The sequence below is a fragment of the Pseudomonas bijieensis genome (assembly GCF_013347965.1).
Classification (GTDB): domain Bacteria; phylum Pseudomonadota; class Gammaproteobacteria; order Pseudomonadales; family Pseudomonadaceae; genus Aquipseudomonas; species Aquipseudomonas bijieensis.
Genome location: NZ_CP048810.1, coordinates 6,661,068 through 6,677,765 on the forward strand (window position 1 = coordinate 6,661,068; position 16,698 = coordinate 6,677,765).

Genomic DNA, 16,698 nt, shown 5'->3' on the forward strand with positions numbered 1-16,698 from the left:
AGGAAAGCGCCGCGCACGCTGGCCGATATCCGGTTCGCGCTGATCGTACACCAACGCTTGGAGGCTGCTAAGGGGAGGAATGTGGACTGCGTCAACTGTCGGGTGTGTGTTTGGGTCTATGCTTACCTTGTCCTTTGAGTCAGGCCCACCTATGTACGAACACCGAACAATCCGCAGGGAGCACAAGTGAGACATTCGATACCGGCTGCAGCGTTGCTCTGTCTATTGCTCGGCACGGTTGATGCCAGGGCCGAGGAGTATCAGGTCGTCACCGAAGAGTGGGCACCGTACAACTACCAGGAAAACAATCAGCTCACCGGCATGACCACCGAGATCGTCCGGGCCATCATGACGCTGACCGGGAGTGATTTCGAGGTGCTGCTGCAGCCCAGCATGCGGGCCACGCAGATACTGAAGCACCGGCCCAAGACCATTATGTACTCCCTGTTCCGAACGCCAGAGCGCGAGCCGCTGTACAAATGGGTCGGACCGATCGTGGAAGAGTCCATCCACCCCTATCAACTGGCCAATACGCCTCCGGTGAACTCCCTGGAACAACTGCTGCACGCCCCGCAGATCACCACCCGCCACGCCGGCCTGGTGCCCCAGATGCTGCAGTCGCTGGGCTTCAATAACCTGGACAAGAGTGCAACCGAGAGCAAGTTGCTCTACCGCATGCTGCTTGCCGGACGCACCGGCATCATCATCGGCGACACCGATGCGGGAGTGGCCTACTACAGCCGCCAATTGAACATCGCGCCGGGCACTTTGCGGCGGATTCCTATCGAGCTGTACCGCTCATCGCTGTACATCGCCTTCAGTCCTGACAGTGAAGATGAAGTGGTGGCGGCGTGGTCACGTGCGTTGGAGCAGTTGCGCCGTTCCGGGGAGTTGGAGCGGATTCAGCGGCGGTATGAGGAGGCGGCTGGGCGGTGAGGAGAGATAGGAAGCTTGCTCCCGTAAGTCGTACCAGGCTTTTTACCGCTCTTGATAGTACTCGGCTCTACGCTTGGCATTTTCCCGCTGCACTTCTTCATGATGCTCGCGTGCTTCCCGCGCTCTCTCTTCATGGCGCTTTTGGTGTTTCCTGTCTTCGGCTCTGTCCATTTCCTGCTGGCGTTCCCAATGGCGCCTGTTTGCCTCTTGATAGTCCTTGTTTCGGTCACTGGCAAATGCACCCGCTGAGGTGAAGCCAATCCAGGTCAGTACAAAAATGGCAGCCATTTTCATGTGATTGTGTCTCTAGCGGGGATGGGGGCGTTTACGGCTTCCGGTAGACCATAAGAATGATCGTAAGTGCATGCGTTCGGCGCAAAGGGGGCGTTCCGAGTCATGCCCCCTTTTGCCTGGTTTTTTAGAAACTGTACTTGGCGGTCAGCATCATATTGCGTGGGTTGCCGTAGGAGTCACCGCCATAGCTCACGGAGTTGGCGATGGTCGAGTAGTACTGGCGGTCGAAGATGTTGTTGGCATTGACCTGCAAGTCCAGGTTCTCGCTGACCCTATAGCCGGCCATCAGGTCCGTGATGGCGTAGCTGCCCTGTTCGAGACGGTATTTACCGCCATCAGCCAACGAGATGTCGTTGTACATGCGGCTCTGCCAGGAGACGTTGCCGCCCACACGAAGTTTTTCCAGCGGGCCCTGAAAGTGGTAACTGGTGGTCAACTTGAACAGATGCTCAGGCGTGTCGGTGTCGAACTGCTTGTTCACGTTCTGTGGGTTGGCGGCATCCTTGATGGTGTGTGTGCGCGCGTAGGTATAGCCACCGCCGACTTGCCAGTTTTCGGTCAACGCGCCTTGCAGTTCGAAGTCGATACCCTGGCTGCGAATCTCGCCGGAGGCTTCATAACAGGTTGCCTGTGGGCAGTTTGCCGTAAACAGTTGTACGGCGCGGTTTTCCTGGTCAACGCGGAACAGCGCCAGGCTCGCATTCAGTGCGCCGTCGAAATATTCGCCCTTGATGCCGATCTCGTAGTTCTTGCCAATGATCGGCGTGACCGGGTTGCCGGAGGTATTCTTTTCCCGCTGCGGCGTGAAGATGTCGCTGTAGCTGACGTAGACCGAGTGATGGTCGTCCAGGTCATAGATCAAGCCAGCGTAACGGGTGACGTTACGGGTGACCTTGTAGTCGCCTTCGCCATCGCGGTTATCGTAGTCGTACCAGTCCAGGCGTCCGCCGAGGATCAACTTCAACGGGTCGGCCAGGCTCAGGCGTGTGGTGAGATAGACGCCGTCCTGAGTGGTCACCTCACGCTGGTTATCTGTGTGGACGAAGTCCGGTTTACCCGCATTGATCGGCCAATGGTGTCGTACGGGCTGTAGTTGTGGGTGGTCATGTCGTAGATGCGCTTGCTGGCGCCCACCACCAGTTCATGGGTACGCCCGAACGCCTCGAAGGGCCCACTGGCAAAGGCGTCTACGCCGGCCTGGTTTTCATCGAAGTCGGCCTGGTAAACCGTGCGGGCCAGTGTGTTGTTGACCCAGCGCGATTGATAGGAGCCGGAGAACAACGCGTTCTGTTCGGAGTAGTTGGCGTTGACCTGAAGGTTCCAGTCGTTGGCCAGGCGATGACGGACTTCGGCGAACAGCGTGTTGATCTCCTGATCCTTGTTCTCCCAATCCGTACCCGGGTTGTAGGAGCGCGGCAAGTCAAGATGATGGCCGTCCTGGCCGATCATCGAAGAGCCCCAGAAGTAATTGGTCTTGTCCTTCTGATGAGAAAAACCCAGGGTCAGGGTGGTGTCTTCGCTCAGATCCGCTTCGGTGACCGCATAGAACAGCCCGTGATCCTCCTCAACGTTGTCGATGAAGCTGTTGGCATCGCGATAAGAAGTCACGACCCGGCCGCGCAGCGTGCCGCTGTCGTTGAGTGGGCTGGAGGCATCGACCTCGCCGCGATAATCGTCCCAACTGCCGGCGGCACCGGTCAGGGTGACTTTCTGCTCGGCCAATGGCCGCTTGCGTATCAGGTTGATGGCAGCCGATGGGTTGCCTGCCCCCGTCACCAGGCCGGTGGCACCGCGCACCACCTCGACTCGATCAAACATCGCCAAGTTAGGCTGGGAACCGACGTTAACGCCGTCGTAGCCGCTCGGGATGCCGTCATACATCAAGTTGTCGATTTCAAAACCGCGCGCCTTGTAAGTCTGCCGGCCAGGACCGCTGGAAAAGTCCAGGAACAAGCCGGGCGTCGCCTTGACCACGTCGTTGATGCTGGTCATCGTCTGGTCGTCCATGCGCTGACGCGTAATCACGGTGACGGCCTGCGGAGTTTCACGCATCGTCAGCGGGAGTTTGGTCGCGGTCGACATTGCGCCGGTGGTGTAGGACTCGGTGCCTTCCGTGGTACTCCCCAGTTGGCCACTACCGGTGACCTCGGTCGCGCCTAGCTCCAAGACGGCTGGAGGGGCGCCGCTGCTGTCATAGGCAAAGGCCGGAGCCAGGGTGGCCATGCAGATAGCCATGGCCAAAAGATCGCGGGCAGGGTTGAAGTAACGCGGTGGGGTGGCACAAATCGACATGAACCGATCCTGATATGCTAATGATTGTGAGAATGATTAGCATTAAGTATCACAGGATTTGTCCGGACGATAAAGCTTGTTGCGGCTGGACTACGTTTTGGGAGAAGAGGATTGCGTGACGGTATGAACAGGTTGTCTGGGCAGTGAGGTCGCAGAATCGCGAGAGCCGACTGCACAATTTTTCACGCTCTGCGCAAACTGAAATTAGTTGCCTCGGCCACCACCAAACGACCATTCATCGTTGGCCGTAGTGGTGATCACTACCATTACATCCTCGGCATTGAGACCTGGCGCATGTCTCAGTTTCTCCACCAGATCGCGGTAGAAACGCTGTTTCGTCTCGATGCTTCGAGGACGGCCGGCGGTAATCGTGATCAGCACAAAGTCATGGCTACGGGGCCCACCCAGGTAGTCTGGATCAAATATCAGCTCGCCCACTTCATGCTGGTGAATGACTTGGAAACGATCGGCCTTCGGCACCTCGAAGCTATCAACCAAGGCGTCATGCAAGCCTTGGGACAATGCCTGTAAATACTCGGCTGACTTCCCTCGGTGCAATGAAATACGTGAAAACGGCATGATGTTTTTCCTCTGATTGGTTAATCGACAGGGACAAACTATCAAGTCGCGATGGTTCCGAATATTAGATTTGATAGAGTGGATCATCCCAAATTAATGGACTATCCCATGCGTCGTCCGACCTTCGATCTTGATGTATTGCGCACTTTCGTCACCGGCGTGGAGTTCAATAGCTTTGCCAAAGCGGCGGATCGTCTCGGTCGATCGACTTCCGCCGTGAGTGCTCAATTGAAGAAACTCGAGGAGCAGATCGGTACTCCGGTATTGGTCAAATCCGGTCGAGGGTTAGTCTTGACGCCCATAGGTGAATCATTGCTCAGCCATGCCCGGCGTTTGCTGGAATTGAACGATGGCATTTTCCAGACCCTGCATGAAAGCCAAGCCGCTGGGACAATTCGCTTCGGGCTTCAAGAAGACTTCGGGGAACATTTACTGAGCGAGATCCTCCGACGCTTTGTCCAGACTTACCCGATGGTAACTCTCGAAGTCAGGATCGCGCGTAACGCCGAACTGCTTGCGTTGGTCGAAAGTGCCGGCCTGGACTTAGCCCTGACATGGGACACAGGGCACACCTCGCCCTATGCCACGCGACTGGGCGAAACACAGATGTACTGGATCGGGCTTCGTGACACACCGTCACTGACCCACCTTGCTGACTCTCCGCTGCCATTGATCATGTTCGACGCGCCTTGCGTGTTGCGTAGCGCTGCCACACAGGCACTGGATGCCGCGCAAATTCCCTGGCGAATCGCCCTGACCAGCCCCAGCGTTGGTGGTCTCTGGGCGGCTGTCGCGGCAGGCTTGGGCCTGACGCTGCGAACCCGCATTGGGCTGCCGAGTCATCTCGCCGTCATGTCCGGCTTGCCGACCGTACCAAGCCTTGGCTATGTGCTTCACAGCAGCGGAGAAGAGCCGACACCCGCCATCAAACAACTGGCTGCGTTGATCAAAACGAGTCTGCAGGAGCAGACGTTCGGTTTGTAACCGTGCGAGGCTTTTTCACAACTGGAGCTGCTGCTCTGAACGCTGCTGGCGGTAAGCCAAACCCCCGTGCGTAATTACGGCTCAATTACGTAGCGCTTTCACAACCAACCCCGAACGCCGCATGGGTGACACTTTTGGCATTGGCGACCATGAGTGTCCGCGCCTGAAGCAGGCGAACCCTTTTCTGATACTCGCATGGTTGCCGAGTATGCCAAGGCATTGGGGCTGGACGTTGGGCTGCGGCGAGCCCCTTTCATTTAGTGACCAGCTTAACGCTGATAAGCCAAAAGCCGGCGCTCAGCCAATCGGAATACACCCACCAACGCGCACGCCAGCGACATGTAGAGCAGGGCGGCGATGCCATAGGCCTGGAAGGTCTTGAAGGTGGCGGCGTTAACATCTGCCGCGATTTTAAGGATGTCAGGAACGGTCGCGGTAAAGGCGATGGCCGTGGCGTGCAGGACGAAGATCACTTCGTTGCTGTAGGCCGGAAGTGCCCGGCGCAGCATGCTCGGTATCAACACCAGAATGAACAATTGGCTGCGGGTCATGCCCAGGGCCAGCGCCGCCTCGATCTCACCGCGTGGGGTGGTGCGCAGTACGCCGGCGAGAATCTCGATGGTGTAGGCGCAGGTGTTCAAGGCCAGCGCCAGGATCACGCAATGCATGCCGTCACGAAAAAACCACCACAGGCTCGGCGACTCCCTGACCAGGCTCAGGCTTGCCAGGCCGCTGTAGATGATCAGCAGTTGCACGAACAGCGGCGTGCCGCGAAACACCAGGGTGTAAAGCTGTACAGGCAGCGCCAGCCAACGATTGCCGTAGGTGCGAACCAGCGCCAGGGGGATCGCCGCGGCCAGGCCGATAACGGCGGACGTCACTAACAGCCACAAGGTGACGGACAAACCACTCCAGCGATAACCGTCGGACCAGAGGAAGTTCGGCCCGAACTCTTTGAGTATCTCGATCATGACACGCTCCGCCGCGGTTCGATGCTGTAGCGCCGTTCAAGGTGCTTGAGGGCCAGGCTGGAGAGGATTGCAAAGGCCAGGAAGATCGTCGCAATCACCAGGTAGAAGAACATCTGCCTTGAGGTCGCGTTGCCCGCTTGTTTGGCGACCTGAACCATGTCATTGAGGCCCAGCAGCGATATCAGGCCGGCACTTTTCAAGAGCACTTGCCAGATGTTGCCGATGCCAGGCAATGCGAACCGCATCATCTGCGGCAGGCGGATGCGCCGCAGTACCTGCCAATGACTCATGCCATAAGCCCGGGCCGCTTCCAGTTGGCCGAACGGAATCGCCTGGAAGGCGCCACGAAAGGTTTCGGCGCAATAGGCACCGTAAATGAAGCCTAAGGTGCCGATCGCAGTGCCGTAAGGGTTCAACTGCCACGACTCGCGGCCGAACGCGTCTGCCACCTGGTTGAGTCCGATCTGCGCGCTGTAATAGATCAGCAGCATCAGAACCAGGTCCGGCACACTGCGCACCAGCGTGGTGTAGACCGTTGCGACCAGCCGTAGCGGCGCCACTGGCGAGAGTTTCGCCAAGGCCCCGAGCAGGCCAAGCACGATGGCGACGCAGGCGGCCCACGTGGCCACTTGGACGGTCAACCACGCACCCTGGAAAATGAGATAGCCGTACCCTTCGAGAAACATGCTTTCGGGCTCCGCGCGGGTGGTTTATTTCGGCGAAATGTCGAAGTCGAAGTACTTTCTGGCGATGCGCTCATAGGTGCCGTTGCGGTGCAGCCGTTCGAGCGCCTGATTGATTTCTCCGGCCAGCGCGGTATCGTTTTTACGCAAACCGATGCCGGTGCCCGGACCGAAGATCTCCGGTGACTTGACCACCTCGCCGGCATAGCCGAAGCCCTTGCCCATCGGCTTTTTCAGTAGGCCTTCGGAGACGGCGATGGCATCGTCGAACGCCGCATCCAGCCGACCGTTGATCAAGTCCGAATAGGTCAGGTCACTGCTTTGATAAGGCACCACTTCCACACCCTTAAGGCCCCACATCCGCTTGGCATAGGTTTCGAACACGCTGCCTTGTTGCACGCCGATGCGCTTGCCGCGCAAGGATTCGGCCGTGGGTTGCAACTGGCTGCCTTGCGGGGCCACCAGGCGTGCCGGGGTGTCGTACAGGGTGTTGGAGAAGGCGATTTCGGCTTTGCGGGCTTCAGTGATCGAGAGGGCGGAGAGTATCCCGTCGAATTTCCTGCCCTTGAGGGCCGAGATCATGCCATCGAAGGCGTTTTCGACCCAGACGCAACGGCGTTGCAACTCGCTGCACAGGCTTTCGCCCAGCTCGATATCGAAACCTGTCAGCGAGCCGTCCGGTCGCTTGGACTCAAAGGGCGGGTAGGTGGGGTCGACCCCGAAACGCAGCTCTTCGCTGGCGCCCCAGGTCATCAGCGGGCTGGCCACAAGCAACAAACCGATCAGACATTTTTTCATCGACAGGGTATCCACGATAGGTTGGTAGAACCGTCCCGGAAAGGGGGGCGGGGCAGCACGCATCAGCCTTGATTGTTCAAGGCGTGTTTCAGTTCTTCGGCGCGTTGGGTGTCTACGGTTCGTCCATGGCCAAAGCCACCGTCCCAGCCGCACACCTGGCCGGCATGATCGACGCCCCGTGCAAGGCACCCGGCGAGGCTGTGCCGGGCTTGCCATGCCAACAGGAACGCGGCGATAAAGCCGTCGCCGGCGCCCATGCTGTCGACGAACGCGCAGGGCCTCGCGGCCTGTTCATACACACCCTGTGCATCGACTGCGAGAGCGCCTTGGGCGCCACGGGTGATGACTACCGTCGCCGGGCCCATCGCCCGCATCGAATCCGCCAGTTCACGCGCTTCGCTTGACGACAGATCGGCCGACGAAAAAAAAGCGATGTCCACTTGCTGGATCAGCGCCTGCCAATCGAACTCGACCCAGTTGTCCGAGAAGTCGAATGACAGGCAGCCACTGGCCTGGCGAATCTTCGCCAGTTGGCTTTCAAGACCGCTGTAGAGGCTGCTGTGTGCCAGCGGGAATTGCGCGAGATAGGCCAGGTCGTCAGCATCGAGTCGCAGTTGACGACACACGCCCGGATCGCTGCCAAGAAACACCCGTTCGCCCGCGATACTGTCGACACACGCCCAGCCATTGGCCCCCATCAGCGTTCTGCAGCGCGATGCATCGACGCCTTCCTGTTGCAGGCAATCGAGCAGGTACTGGCCGTGCCGGTCATCACCAACGCAGCCCAGGTAGGCACTGCGAGCACCCAGCCGGGCGGCAAATACCGAGACGTTGAGTGCATTGCCACCGGGGTATTCGATGTTCCGGTCCAGGTACACATCCAGGGTGTTGTCGCCGACCGCGATCAGGCTGGCCATGCTCAGTACTCCGTTTTCCACATGTAGCGGCGCGTTGTCAGCGGCTGCTGGTGCCAGACGGCGAGATGCGCGGCAATGCGCTCCACGGCGATGCCGACGATGTACGGCGCGACAATGGCGCGGATCTCTGGATCGATGCCTTCCATCGGGAAGTCCTTGGCGTCATAGACCATGACCCGTCCGGTGTACCGCTGGCAGAAGCGCACGACGCGCTCCATTTGTGCGCGACTGGGGTCTTCGCCTAGCAGCAGGAGCAGGGGAGTGGTCGCGTCGATGGCTTCGAACGGGCCATGGAAAAACTCGGCAGCTTCCACTGGCAGGCAATGCAGCCACTGGCTTTCCATCACCACGCAGACGCCGAATACGTAGGCGGTGGTGAACATCGGACCCGAGGCGAGGAAGTACATCACGCGATCATCTTTATACAAGCTTGCCTCTTCGATGGCGCGCCGGTCGTTATTGATCGCCGCATCGGCGAGTGCCTGTGGCAGTGCCTTGAGCGAGCGAGTGAGCTTGTCCAGCAACGGCCAGCCTTCGCGCTTGGCCAGGATCCCGCCGACCAATGCCTGGAGGATCATGAAGCAGCCGAAGTACGCCTCATCGGTACGTCCCAGCAGGAAGCAATGTTGAACAGCCTGGGCCAGCGGCAGCTCGGCGGTTTGTGTCACGCCTACGGTGAGGCAGGGTTTGTCTCGCAGGAAATGGGCGGCGGCGATGGTCTCCTGGGTGGTCCCGGACTTGGAGGCGAGGACCACCAAGGTGCGTTCATCCAGGCGCGGCGGGTCGATATCCATGAACTCGGCCGGGAAGTAACGGCGCACTTCCAGTGTATGGCTGTAGCGCTCGAGCCAGTATTGCAAGCCGAGCATGATGCGGTTGGGAGCACCGCAGCTGACGAAGTAGATGCGGTCGATCCGCGTGGCCAGTTCTTGGCCAAACTGCTGGGCGTCGTCGACGATTTGCACGGATTGCTGCAAGGAAGTGATGAATCCTTCCCGATTGAACTGGATCGCCATGTGAGCTCCTGGAGGCTTTGTTGCGGTGGCTCATGTGACTGTTCATGATCACCGTTTAGACCAAAAGCTATACCATGAAAAATACCAATACAAGGCTTTTTCTCCATGGTCTAATGGGCTGCCTGAGCGGTTTTCAAGGTATGCACCGGGCCGTTTTTTTGTTCTCATGATCAAGCTGGCGGGTTTGCGACGGTTTTCCGGTGGTCATTGTTGCAATGCCGCGGCAGAAAAAATAATCCAGGATGTAGACCATGAAAGTTCTTCCTTCCAAGTCCTCCGATGTGGCCCTCCTGGCGCCTGAACGCAAGCAGGTCGCCTGGCAGGCCGTCCAGGCGCTGCTGGAAATGCTGGAGCGTCCGGAGTTCGGACCGACTGAGCGAATTCCGGCGGAACGGGACCTGGCCGAGCACTTGGGCATCAGCCGGATGACACTGCGAAAGGCTCTGCAAACGTTGATCGACCGTGGAGTCCTGGAGCGCCGGGGCAATCGCGGCACCTTTGTGACCGCGCCAGGCGTCGAGCGGCCCCTCAATACCGTGGCCCGCAAAGGTATCGCCGAAGTGGTGGAGCAAGCTGGGGCCAGGCCTGGCAGTAAATTGCTCTACTTCGAACAAACCCAGGCCAGTGCCCGCGTGGCGAAACTGCTGAAGATCCAGGAAGGCGACACGTTGCTGACCATCAGGCGCCTGCGCACTGTGGATCAAAAGCCATTCTGCATCGAGACCAGCTACATCCCGGCCGCCCGTGCACCGGAACTGGTGGCGGGAGACCTGGTCGAGGGGGCCTCGTTGTATGCGTTGTTGTTATCGCGCTACCAGATAGAAATGGAGAGCGACGAGGGCACGCTGAGCATCGCTACGATGAACGACCAGGAGGCGCGCTTGCTCGAGGTCGAGCCCGGGACGGCGGCGCTGGTCTACCGGGGTGTGATCTTTGATCGTCAAGGGCAGCCGGTGGAATACCTGGTCTCGATCAACCACCCCCAACGTGTGGTATTCAAGCTGGCGGACAGTCGGGTCAATAGTTTCCATACGGATCTTTAGTCCAGGACCGGATGCTCGATCTGTTCGCTTATTTGTGTAGCGAATCGCCGCTGATCCCTGATCAGGCTCGCGGCGAAATGTTTAGTCTTGGCGCTACTTGTAATGTTGTTCGAACACCGCCAACTGCTCAGGCTTGATCAACTGAAAGGGCACCCAGACGTCCGTTTCCACCGGTTCTCCCTTGATCATCTTGAGCGCTGCTTGTACCGCGCTGTTCGCCTGGGCCTTGGGATCCTGGAATACCGAGGCGACCAGCATCCCGCGCTTGATTGCCGCCAGGCCGTCAGGCAAGCCGTCGATGCCGACGATCGCAATCTCGCCCTTGGCTTTGCCGGCCTGCTGCAAGGCCATGGCCGCACCGATGGCCATCTCGTCGTTGTTGGCGACGATGGCGTCGAAACGGCTGCCCGCCAATAGCCAGTTACTGGTCAGGTCCATCCCTTTGTTGCGCTGCCACTCGGCACTCTGTTGCTCGACAATCTTGATCCCGGGATAATCCTTGAGCACCTGTTTGACGCCTTCGGTGCGGTCGTGGGTGGCGTTTTGCGCCAGGTCGCCCATGATGATCGCCAGGTTGCCCTTGCCTCCGAGTTTTTCGGCCAGGTAGCGCATTTGCAGCTGTCCGGCCTCAATGTCATTGGACGCCACCGTGACGACGCCTTTGGGCAGGGTGCGCTCGTCCGGGTGACGGTTGACGTAGACCAGCGGCGTCTTCGCTTCGACCGCCGCGCGGGTGATGTTGGCCGTGGCGGAGGTGTCCACCGGCAGGACAATGACCGCATCCACTTTCTGGTTGATAAAGCCCTGGACCTGGTTGAGTTGGCGCACCACATCGCCCTGGGCGTCCTCGAACTGGATCTGCACGTTTTCCTTTTTCGCGGCCGCGTCCAGGCCGTTACGCACGTAGGTCATGAAGTTGTCGTCGACCCTGGCGATGCTGACGCCGATGCGATAGTCGGCGACGGCCCACTGGCTCAAGAGCAACAGCAGGGTGGCGAAAAGCAGTTTGCAACGACGCATGATGGTTTTCCTTTTGTTGTTATGAGTTGAAACGTCATCAATAGGTAAAAATGTGCATCGCGTTCCGAGTGATATCCGTGCAACGCGCTGACGTCATCCATCAAGCGTGAAGGCCTGCTTGAAACGCTCGAGGGCGACTTCGCCGTCACCGCTGGCCCAGCCTTCGAGGCCGACGACACCGCTGTATCCTATGCCGAACAAAGCCCTGGCAATGGCGCGATAGTGGATTTCACCGGTGCCGGGTTCCATGCGGCCAGGCACGTCGGCGACCTGGATTTCGCCGATGGCGCTGGCGGCGCGCTGGATCAGTTCGATCAGGTTTCCTTCGCCGATCTGTGCGTGATAGAGGTCCAGGTTCATCTTCAGGTGCGGGCTGCCCACGGCCTCGATCAGCGCCAGGGTATCTTCAGCGCGGGCGAACGGCGTACCGGGGTGATCGACTTCGGTGTTGAGGTTTTCCAGCAGGAATACCCGACCCGCGTCTTCGCCCAGGCGAGCGATTTTTTCCAGCGTCTTGCAGGCACTCAGCCACATGCGACCGGTAGTCTGGGCAACGGGCTTGACCGGCAAGCCCTGATCCCCCAGGCCCGTGCCATGCAGGTTCAGGCTTGGGCAACCCAATCGAGCGGCGACGGCCAAGGATTCCTGGGCGCTGCCGAGCAGTTGCTGGATACCCTCGGGATCGGTCAGGTTGCCCGAGATATAGCCGGTCATGGAGGTGAAATCCGCGCCAGTCGCTACGAGGGCCTGGATGTCTTTGGTCGTCCAGTTCCATATCTCGACGCTGAAGCCCAGCGCGTGGATGCGTTTGACCCGCTCGGCAAAGGGCAGGTCGAGAAAGGCCATCTCGGCGCTGACCGCCAGCTTGAACGGTATGAAACTCATGAACGGGCTCCTTGCACGCGCACCGGTGTGCCCTGTTGGAAGGACTCGATGCAAGCGCGGGCGATGGCCAGTGCCGCTCGGGCATCTTCGCCGCTGGCCAGGGGTTTTTCGCCGCTGCGCACGCAACTGACGAAATGGTTGAGCTCGGCCACATAAGCATCACGCAGCAAGTCGGTGTCCATGCGCTGGGTGTCGGCCTGGACCCCATTGGCCAGGTAGCGCAGCAGGTCCGAGTCGTTGACGTTGCCCATGGTCAGCATGCCCGCGCTGCCGAACACTTCGCCCCGGACATCGTAGCCATAGACTGCCTGGAAATTGGCCTCGGCCGTGGCGATGGCGCCATTGTCGAAACGGATCGTGACCACCGCCGTGTCGAGAAATCCTTTGTCCTTGTAGGCCGGTGCGATCAGCGCATCGGCCATCACAAAAACTTCAATCGCCTCGGCGCCGGGGTTCAGGTAGCGCAGGGTATCGAAGTCATGGATCAGGGTTTCCAGGAAGATCACCCATTGTGGTGAGGCGGCCGGGTTGTTCAGCGCCGGGTCGCGGGTCAATGAGCGCAGCAGTTGTGGCGTACCGATCCGGCCGGCAACCACGTCCAGATGAGCTGTGCGGAAGCTTTTGGCAAAGCGGCGGTTGAAGCCGACCTGGAGGGTCACCCGTGCATCGGCAGCCGCGGCGATGGCGCGGTCAGCTTCGTCCAGGGTGATCGCCATCGGTTTTTCACAGAACACGCCTTTGCCGGCCCGGGCCGCACTGATCACCAGCTCGGCATGGCTGCGTGCCGGGGCGGCAATCAGCACAGCGTCGATATCCGGATCATCGAGCAATTGCTGTGGATCGGTATAGACCTTCTGCACGTCCAGTTCTGCCGCCAGGCGCGCGGCTTGGCCGGGGGTAGGGTCGGCGATGGCGGCGAGGCATGCGCCAGGGATGTGCCGGGCAGCGCTCAGGCCGTGAAAACTGCCCATGCGGCCGGCGCCGATGAGGCCAAGGCGGATGATCTTGGATGTGCTCATGAACATGACTCCCTTTATTGTTTTTACGACTCGGCGATAAGAACGTCCTCGTCTGGATAGGTGGGGAGCAAGCGCTGTGCCAAAAATTAAGCTATTGATATTCAAGGTGTTTTATTCTGAATGGTTCGAATATGTGTTCATTTTGATTACATGTCTATACTGGCATGTCAAAAATATAAACACGTGGTCGGATAATAATGAATGAGCAACCGGCGGCATTGAGCGAAGAAGACCGCGATTACCTCACCACGCTCGGCCCTGCGTCGTTGAACGAAGGGCCAAGCACCGTGCTGGATGAGGCCTGGCGAGCGTGCTTGCAGGGAGCTATCGATCGCCCTGTCGGAGTCAGGCGGGTGATCTGGCAGTCCTGGTTGCGCAGCGTCCATGCCGGCCTCGATCCGGAAGATGGCGAGTACCGTTTTGTCGCGCCCGCCGACCTGACCGCGACACTGGCCGCCAACCGGGTGCTGATCGCCGCTGCGGCGCAGGTCATGCGCGGTTTGCTCGCCTATAACCCCCGGGGCCATATCAACCTGACCGATGCCGAAGGCACGACTTTGCATTTCTGTGGCCTGGACCTCACCCCCATAGGCAGTCGACTGCTGGAGTCGGTCCAAGGCACCAATTGCACCGGGCTGGCGATCGTCGAAGACCGTTTGGTCTATGTGCTGGCCGAGGAGAACTTCGGGCTTGGCCTGCGCCAGCGCCGCATGCATTGCGCCGCCGCGCCAATCCGGGATGCCCACGGCCGGACGCTGGGTATGTTGACCCTGACGGCGGAGCCAGGCTGGTTTCATTTCCATACGCTGGGCACTGTCCAGGCCGCGGCCGAGGCGGTCTCGAGGCAGATGGCGCTGCAAGCCTTGCTGCAAGAGCAGCAAACAGTCCTCGAGGTGCTCAACGAGGGCTTGGTGGTATTGGATGAACAGGGCTGCATCAAGGCGCTCAACCATTACGCCCGACAATTGTTCCGCGTGGGCCATGACCTGCTCGGCAAGCCGTTCAAGAGCCTGGGGCAGAGCGAATTGACCGAGGCCGTCCTGCTTGCCAGCGGGGAGGGCGTGCGGGACCTGGATTGCACCTTTGAACTGCACGACCGCAGCCATCTGGCGTGCCTGGTGTCGGTCTGCCCGCTGGAGCAGGGCGGGCGGATTGTTTCGCTGCGCGAGAACCGCCGCATCCGGGAAATCACCCGGCGGATCATTGGCACCCAGGCCAGCTACACCTTTGAAACCATCCAGGGCCGCTCACAGGCGATTCAGGATGCAATGCACCTGGCCCGGATTGCCAGTCGCAGTGATTCGACCACGCTGATCCTCGGCGAGAGCGGCACGGGCAAGGAACTGTTCGCCCAGGCGATCCATAATGCCAGCGACCGTTGTGGTGGTCCTTTTGTGGCAGTCAACTGCGGAGCCATTCCCCGTGACCTGGTGCAGAGCGAACTGTTCGGTCATGTCGAAGGCGCTTTCACCGGATCGGCTCGCGGTGGCTCGGCAGGCAAGTTCGAATTGGCCGATGGCGGGACGATCTTCCTCGACGAAATCGGTGACATGTCCTTTGATGCACAGGTCAGCTTGCTGCGCGTCCTGCAGGAGGGTGAGGTGACGCGAGTAGGGGCGAAAAAATCGCTGCGGGTCAACGTTCGTATCATCGCCGCCACTCACCGCAATCTGAGTCAGGCGGTGGCCGAGGGGGCCTTTCGTGAGGATCTTTACTACCGGCTCAACGTGCTGAACCTGACGGTGCCGCCCCTGCGGATGCGTCGCGAGGACGTGCCGTTGCTGGCGCGGCATTTTCTCGCACGTTGTGCCCGGTCGCTCCGCAAGACCATGCACGACCTTTCCCCGGCGGCGTTGGATATCCTTAGCGCTTATCACTGGCCGGGTAACGTTCGCGAGCTGGAAAACGTCATTGAGCGGGCGACCAACCTGGCGATGAGCGAACTGATCCAACCGAACGATCTTGCGTTGGAGATCAGGCAGCGAGGGCGACCCTCGACGTGGGGAAGTTCCCCTGAGCCTCGGATGGCCCCCGACCTCGGCACCCATGAAATGAATGCAATCATCGCTGCCCTCACCGAAACCCGCGGAAACATCCGTCTGGCAGCTCAGCGGTTGAATGTGTCGCGTGGCGGGCTGTACAACAAAATGAGTCGGTTTGGACTCAAGGTCGATGCGTTCCGTGTTTAGCAGGCGGCCTCACGGCTTCCAGATTTCGACATCCTGGGCATTTACCGCGTTGGGTAGCAAACCTGCGGCAAAAAAGGCGTTGGCAATTTTCTGCTGTTCGCTCAACTGATCGGCTGTCACCGGCTGTACCTGATAACTGCGATGGGTGTTGGCGGCCTCGACTGTCTCCACGTCGAGGTTGCCCCACAACGGCCCCAGGACCTGGGCTGCGTCTCGAGGATGGTTCTTGACCCAGGTCCCGGCTTCCTGCAGTTGCTCGTAAACGAGTTTGAGCACCTCAGGATGTGCTTTCGCGTAAGCAGTGCCGGTCAGGTAGTAGCGCTTGTAGCTGGCCAGGCCGCTGCCGTCGGCCAGGGTCCGCGTTGGCAGTTGACGCTGCACGCCGCTGAGGAAGGGTTCCCAGGTGACCCAGGCGTCAACTTTCTGGTTTTCGAACGCTGCCCGGCCATCGGCGGGGGACAGGTACGCCGGTTGTATGTCGGAGAACTTCAGGCCGGCCTTGTCCAGTGCCGCGATCAGCAAATAATGGGCGCCGGCCGCCTTGGTGACGGCGACTTTCTTGCCTTTCAAGTCCGCCAACTGTCGCAACGGCGAATCCTGGCGCACGACGATGGCTTGGGCTGAAGGTGAGGGGGCTTCTTGGGCAAAGTAAGTCAGCCTGGCCTGGGCGGCCTGGGCAAAAAACGGCACGGTATCGGCCACATCGGCACTGACATCGACATTGCCGACATTCAACGCTTCCAGCAATGGCAAACCGCTGGGAAACTCGTGCCAGCTCACATCGATATTCGCCTCGGCGAGGGCTTTGTCCAGCTTGCCTTGGGTTTTCAGCAGCGTGATCAGGGTCGATGATTTCTGATAGCCGATACGCAGGGTTTCTCGTGCCTGGGCCGGCAGGGCGAGAGTCGACAAGACCAGCACCGCGACCAGGCTGGCCAGGGCGGGGCGGCGCAATAGCGCCCCGGAATGCTTGATGAGTTTTGACATGGCATGCTCGATATTGGCTAAGGAATGGGTAACCGCTTGACGAAGCTTATTGTTCTAAAAACCAATTTATAAATACTTTTTGAGT

15 protein-coding genes and 2 pseudogenes are annotated in these 16,698 nt (G+C 59.5%); 4 read left to right on the plus strand and 13 right to left on the minus strand.

The window, feature by feature from the left end; translation table 11 throughout:
* Nucleotides 1-186: 186 nt before the first annotated feature.
* Nucleotides 187-936 carry a substrate-binding periplasmic protein gene (locus GN234_RS29620; RefSeq protein ID WP_116832802.1) on the plus strand — a complete coding sequence of 250 codons (750 nt, stop codon included), beginning with the start codon at nt 187-189 and terminating at the stop codon, nt 934-936.
* A 42-nt stretch (nt 937-978) separates the two neighbouring features.
* Here GN234_RS29620 and GN234_RS29625 read toward each other — a convergent pair whose 3' ends face one another.
* From GN234_RS29625 to GN234_RS29635, 3 genes and pseudogenes are all read right to left on the minus strand, one after another.
* Nucleotides 979-1,230, minus strand: a complete 252-nt coding sequence (locus tag GN234_RS29625) for a hypothetical protein (protein ID WP_109753371.1) — start codon at nt 1,228-1,230, stop codon at nt 979-981.
* 124 nt (nt 1,231-1,354) lie between these two features.
* Nucleotides 1,355-3,522 (minus strand): annotated as a pseudogene (locus tag GN234_RS29630) (TonB-dependent siderophore receptor).
* 204 nt (nt 3,523-3,726) lie between these two features.
* The gene (locus tag GN234_RS29635; protein ID WP_163858011.1) at nt 3,727-4,101 is read right to left on the minus strand and encodes a tautomerase family protein; all 375 of its coding nucleotides are present in this window, start codon (nt 4,099-4,101) and stop codon (nt 3,727-3,729) included.
* Between the two features lie 108 nt (nt 4,102-4,209).
* Between GN234_RS29635 and GN234_RS29640 the strand changes: the two genes are divergently transcribed.
* Nucleotides 4,210-5,085, plus strand: a complete 876-nt coding sequence (locus GN234_RS29640; RefSeq protein ID WP_176689495.1) for a LysR substrate-binding domain-containing protein — start codon at nt 4,210-4,212, stop codon at nt 5,083-5,085.
* Here the strand turns inward: GN234_RS29640 and GN234_RS30125 are convergent.
* From GN234_RS30125 to GN234_RS29665, 6 genes and pseudogenes are all read right to left on the minus strand, one after another.
* Nucleotides 5,048-5,284 (minus strand): annotated as a pseudogene (locus GN234_RS30125) (helix-turn-helix domain-containing protein); the annotation flags it as partial. The gene GN234_RS29640 and the pseudogene GN234_RS30125 overlap by 38 nt on opposite strands.
* Nucleotides 5,285-5,354: 70 nt before the next feature.
* Nucleotides 5,355-6,056, minus strand: a complete 702-nt coding sequence (hisM, locus tag GN234_RS29645; protein ID WP_116832800.1) for a histidine ABC transporter permease HisM — start codon at nt 6,054-6,056, stop codon at nt 5,355-5,357.
* On the minus strand, nt 6,053-6,742 hold the full coding sequence (locus GN234_RS29650; protein ID WP_163858013.1) for an ABC transporter permease: 690 nt from the start codon (nt 6,740-6,742) through the stop codon (nt 6,053-6,055). The genes hisM and GN234_RS29650 overlap by 4 nt, the downstream gene beginning before the upstream one ends.
* Nucleotides 6,743-6,766: 24 nt before the next feature.
* On the minus strand, nt 6,767-7,537 hold the full coding sequence (locus tag GN234_RS29655) for an ABC transporter substrate-binding protein (protein WP_109753366.1): 771 nt from the start codon (nt 7,535-7,537) through the stop codon (nt 6,767-6,769).
* Between the two features lie 62 nt (nt 7,538-7,599).
* Nucleotides 7,600-8,454: a PfkB family carbohydrate kinase gene (locus tag GN234_RS29660; protein WP_116832798.1), complete on the minus strand. Its 855-nt coding sequence runs from the start codon at nt 8,452-8,454 to the stop codon at nt 7,600-7,602.
* A 2-nt stretch (nt 8,455-8,456) separates the two neighbouring features.
* Nucleotides 8,457-9,470 carry an SIS domain-containing protein gene (locus GN234_RS29665; protein WP_109753364.1) on the minus strand — a complete coding sequence of 338 codons (1,014 nt, stop codon included), beginning with the start codon at nt 9,468-9,470 and terminating at the stop codon, nt 8,457-8,459.
* 251 nt (nt 9,471-9,721) lie between these two features.
* Here GN234_RS29665 and GN234_RS29670 point away from each other — a divergent pair, with 251 nt between their 5' ends.
* Complete coding sequence (locus GN234_RS29670) at nt 9,722-10,513, plus strand: GntR family transcriptional regulator (RefSeq protein WP_109753363.1); 792 nt, start codon at nt 9,722-9,724, stop codon at nt 10,511-10,513.
* A 93-nt stretch (nt 10,514-10,606) separates the two neighbouring features.
* Here GN234_RS29670 and GN234_RS29675 read toward each other — a convergent pair whose 3' ends face one another.
* From GN234_RS29675 to GN234_RS29685, 3 genes are all read right to left on the minus strand, one after another.
* A complete protein-coding gene (locus tag GN234_RS29675) occupies nt 10,607-11,533 on the minus strand; it encodes a sugar ABC transporter substrate-binding protein (RefSeq protein WP_109753362.1) in 927 nt (308 codons plus the stop codon).
* 93 nt (nt 11,534-11,626) lie between these two features.
* Nucleotides 11,627-12,418 carry a TIM barrel protein gene (locus tag GN234_RS29680; RefSeq protein ID WP_176689496.1) on the minus strand — a complete coding sequence of 264 codons (792 nt, stop codon included), beginning with the start codon at nt 12,416-12,418 and terminating at the stop codon, nt 11,627-11,629.
* Nucleotides 12,415-13,437 (minus strand): Gfo/Idh/MocA family oxidoreductase, encoded by a 1,023-nt coding sequence (locus GN234_RS29685; RefSeq protein WP_109753396.1) that lies wholly within the window; start codon nt 13,435-13,437, stop codon nt 12,415-12,417. The genes GN234_RS29680 and GN234_RS29685 overlap by 4 nt, the downstream gene beginning before the upstream one ends.
* 197 nt (nt 13,438-13,634) lie before the next feature.
* Here GN234_RS29685 and GN234_RS29690 point away from each other — a divergent pair, with 197 nt between their 5' ends.
* The gene (locus GN234_RS29690; RefSeq protein ID WP_176689497.1) at nt 13,635-15,626 is read left to right on the plus strand and encodes a sigma-54 interaction domain-containing protein; all 1,992 of its coding nucleotides are present in this window, start codon (nt 13,635-13,637) and stop codon (nt 15,624-15,626) included.
* A 9-nt stretch (nt 15,627-15,635) separates the two neighbouring features.
* Here the strand turns inward: GN234_RS29690 and GN234_RS29695 are convergent, their stop codons facing one another.
* The gene (locus GN234_RS29695; RefSeq protein ID WP_176689498.1) at nt 15,636-16,613 is read right to left on the minus strand and encodes an aliphatic sulfonate ABC transporter substrate-binding protein; all 978 of its coding nucleotides are present in this window, start codon (nt 16,611-16,613) and stop codon (nt 15,636-15,638) included.
* Between the last annotated feature and the right edge of the window lie 85 nt (nt 16,614-16,698).

Bases quoted from the DNA above. Each gene is read 5' to 3' on its own strand.
- GN234_RS29625 (WP_109753371.1), bottom strand. From the start codon at position 1,230: ATGAAAATGGCTGCCATTTTTGTACTGACCTGGATTGGCTTCACCTCA.
- GN234_RS29635 (WP_163858011.1), bottom strand. From the start codon at position 4,101: ATGCCGTTTTCACGTATTTCATTGCACCGAGGGAAGTCAGCCGAGTAT.
- GN234_RS29640 (WP_176689495.1), top strand. From the start codon at position 4,210: ATGCGTCGTCCGACCTTCGATCTTGATGTATTGCGCACTTTCGTCACC.
- hisM (WP_116832800.1), bottom strand. From the start codon at position 6,056: ATGATCGAGATACTCAAAGAGTTCGGGCCGAACTTCCTCTGGTCCGAC.
- GN234_RS29650 (WP_163858013.1), bottom strand. From the start codon at position 6,742: ATGTTTCTCGAAGGGTACGGCTATCTCATTTTCCAGGGTGCGTGGTTG.
- GN234_RS29655 (WP_109753366.1), bottom strand. From the start codon at position 7,537: ATGAAAAAATGTCTGATCGGTTTGTTGCTTGTGGCCAGCCCGCTGATG.
- GN234_RS29660 (WP_116832798.1), bottom strand. From the start codon at position 8,454: ATGGCCAGCCTGATCGCGGTCGGCGACAACACCCTGGATGTGTACCTG.
- GN234_RS29665 (WP_109753364.1), bottom strand. From the start codon at position 9,470: ATGGCGATCCAGTTCAATCGGGAAGGATTCATCACTTCCTTGCAGCAA.
- GN234_RS29670 (WP_109753363.1), top strand. From the start codon at position 9,722: ATGAAAGTTCTTCCTTCCAAGTCCTCCGATGTGGCCCTCCTGGCGCCT.
- GN234_RS29675 (WP_109753362.1), bottom strand. From the start codon at position 11,533: ATGCGTCGTTGCAAACTGCTTTTCGCCACCCTGCTGTTGCTCTTGAGC.
- GN234_RS29680 (WP_176689496.1), bottom strand. From the start codon at position 12,418: ATGAGTTTCATACCGTTCAAGCTGGCGGTCAGCGCCGAGATGGCCTTT.
- GN234_RS29685 (WP_109753396.1), bottom strand. From the start codon at position 13,437: ATGAGCACATCCAAGATCATCCGCCTTGGCCTCATCGGCGCCGGCCGC.
- GN234_RS29690 (WP_176689497.1), top strand. From the start codon at position 13,635: ATGAATGAGCAACCGGCGGCATTGAGCGAAGAAGACCGCGATTACCTC.
- GN234_RS29695 (WP_176689498.1), bottom strand. From the start codon at position 16,613: ATGTCAAAACTCATCAAGCATTCCGGGGCGCTATTGCGCCGCCCCGCC.